Origin of the sequence: Ideonella paludis (genome assembly GCF_018069865.1) — a bacterium.
GTDB classification, from domain to species: domain Bacteria; phylum Pseudomonadota; class Gammaproteobacteria; order Burkholderiales; family Burkholderiaceae_C; genus Ideonella; species Ideonella paludis.
In genome coordinates this window covers 1-2,407 of the sequence record NZ_JAGQDG010000019.1, presented here as the reverse complement: position 1 = coordinate 2,407, position 2,407 = coordinate 1, and the positions used below count along the sequence as shown (strand labels likewise).

Below are 2,407 nucleotides of genomic sequence, written 5' to 3'. Positions count from 1 at the left end.
GCGGTGACCGTGAGGGTGGTGTTGTGCGCCGGGGTGGGGAAGGAGTTGTCCAAGAAGACCGACTTCGCCGCGATCTGAGCGGCTGTCAGGGTCACCTCAATTTTGTTGCCAGCCTGATCGACCACGATCAGCACATCACCGGCGCGGGCCGAAGTGGGCAAGTCCACCCGCACATCCACACCGCCGGCAGCGGTCAGCTCACCTTGGTTGATGACGCCGCTGTTGTCGCTGTCGGTGGTGATGGTGACGGTGGGGTTGCCCGGGGCCGTGGTGTCGATCACGGCACTGTCGGTGCCCTTCTCGGAGAGCACCCCTTCGGCGCTGCGGATCTGGGCGGTGAGCGTCAGCGTCTGGCCCTCGGCGGGCATCACAAAGCCATCCACAAAGGTGACGGTCTTGGCCGCGATGTCCGCAGCGGTCAGCAGCTTCTCTTGCTTGGCGCCAGTCTGGTCAGTGACGATCAGCGTGTCGCCGGCCTTGGCCCCCACGGGCAGGGTGACGATGGCGTCGGCCCCGCCGGTGTTCTCGGCACGGCTGATCAAGCCGTCATTGTTCACATCCTCGCCAATGACCACCAGCGGGGCGGGCAGCACGGGCGGGGGAGGAGGAGGCGGCGGCGGGCAGTCGATGACGGCGCTGTCCGTGCCGGGGCCCGAGACATTGCCAGCCGGGTCGGTCAGCGTGGCCGTGACGGTCAGCGTCGCGCCATGCGCCGGGGCCGGGAAGGCGTTGTCCAAGGTCAGCGACTTGGCGGCGATCTGGGTGGCCGTCAGCGTGACTTCAACCTTGTTGCCGGCTTGGTCCACGACGATGAGCTTGTCACCCACCTTGGCGGTGTCGGGCAGGTCGATCTTGACATCCACGCCACCAGCGGCGGTCAGCTCACCTTGGGTGATGGTGCCGCTGTTGTCGCTGTCGGTGGTGATGGTGACGGTGGGGTTGCCCGGCGCGGTGGTGTCCACCACGGCACTGTCGGTGCCCTTCTCGGAGAGCACCCCTTCGGCGCTGCGGATCTGGGCGGTGAGCGTCAGGGTCTGGCCCTCAGCGGGCATCACAAAGCCGTCGACGAACGTGACCTTGCCCGCGGTGATGTCGGCGGCGGTCAGCAGCTTCTCTTGCTTGGCACCACTCTGGTCGGTGACGATCAGCGTGTCGCCGGCCTTGGCGCCCACGGGCAGGGTGACGATGGCATCGGCCGGGCCGGTCTTCTCGGCCTTGTTGATCACGCCGTCATTGTTCAAGTCTTCGCCAATGGCCACCACGGGGGCGGGCAGTGCCGGAGGAGGAGGCGGCGGCGGCGGGGTGGTGCCGCAATCGACGATCACCGACCACTCATTGCTCTGAGCGGTCAAGCCATCGATGGCGGTGGCCACGGCCTTGAAGTCATGGCGGCCATCGCCCAAGTCGGTGGTGGGGGTGAAGCTCCAGTTGCCGTTGGCATCAGCCTTGACTTGGCCGAGCTTGGTGGTGCCGTCATAGATGTCCACCGTGGCATTGGCCTCGGTCGTGCCTTGCAGGGCAGGGCGGCGGTCATCGGTGCGGCCCTCATCGACCACGGTGCCTTGCACGGCGCCGACGTCGTCGCGCACATCGGTGATGGTCACGTTCAGTGTGGGGGGCAGCACGCACAAATGCACCGTGCCGACGGTGAACTTGCCTTGCGGGTCCACCACCTCGTAGGTGAAGCTGTCAATGCCGGTGAAGCCGGCGTCAGCCTTGTAGGTCAGCGTGCCATCGGCCGCACGGGTCAAGGTGCCGTGGGCGGGCTTGCCGATGTTGCGAATGGTCAGCGCACCGCCTTCGGGGTCGCTGTCATTGGCCAGCAGCACGCTCTCGTGGGCCGAGACTGCCGTGGTGCCACGCACGCTGGCCCACTCATCAACCACCACGGGGGGCTTGTTGGTGCAGCCGCAGGACTCGACCTTGATGCAGACGGTGCCGGTGCTGAAGCCGCCTTGGCCGTCGCTGACCTTGTAGGTGAAGCTGTCGTCGCCGCTGTAGTCGCCGTGCGCGACATAGGTCAGCGTGCCATCGGCGGCCTGGGTCAGCGTGCCGTGAGCGGGCTTGCCCAGCTCGACGAGGCTCAGCGTGCCGCCATCGAGGTCGTAGTCATTGGCCAGCAGCACGGACTGGTGGGCCGAGACGGGCTGGCCGGCCTTGACGGTGATCCACTCGTTGATGATCACCGGGGCTTGGTTGGGCTCGGGGATGCCGCTGCCGCTGCTGGTGGCATTGACGGCTTCGCCAGCGCTGGCCTGCAGCTCGGTGCTGCTGGCGGTGCTCGCCGCAGCTTGCAGGCTCTCGTCAACTCGCGCCACGCCCGCTGTCGCGCCGGCTGCAGTCGCGTTGGCATCGTTGAGCATGCGTGCTTTGACTTTTGAGGGGGTGGACACGGGGGACTCCTTTG

The 2,407-nt window shown here is 66.9% G+C and carries 1 protein-coding gene; it reads right to left on the bottom strand.

Going from position 1 to position 2,407, the window contains the following annotated elements; genetic code table 11:
- The coding region (locus tag KAK11_RS21600) for an Ig-like domain-containing protein (RefSeq protein WP_210811700.1) at positions 1-2,393 on the bottom strand (2,393 nt) is incomplete at its 3' end.
- Positions 2,394-2,407 lie beyond the last annotated feature (14 nt).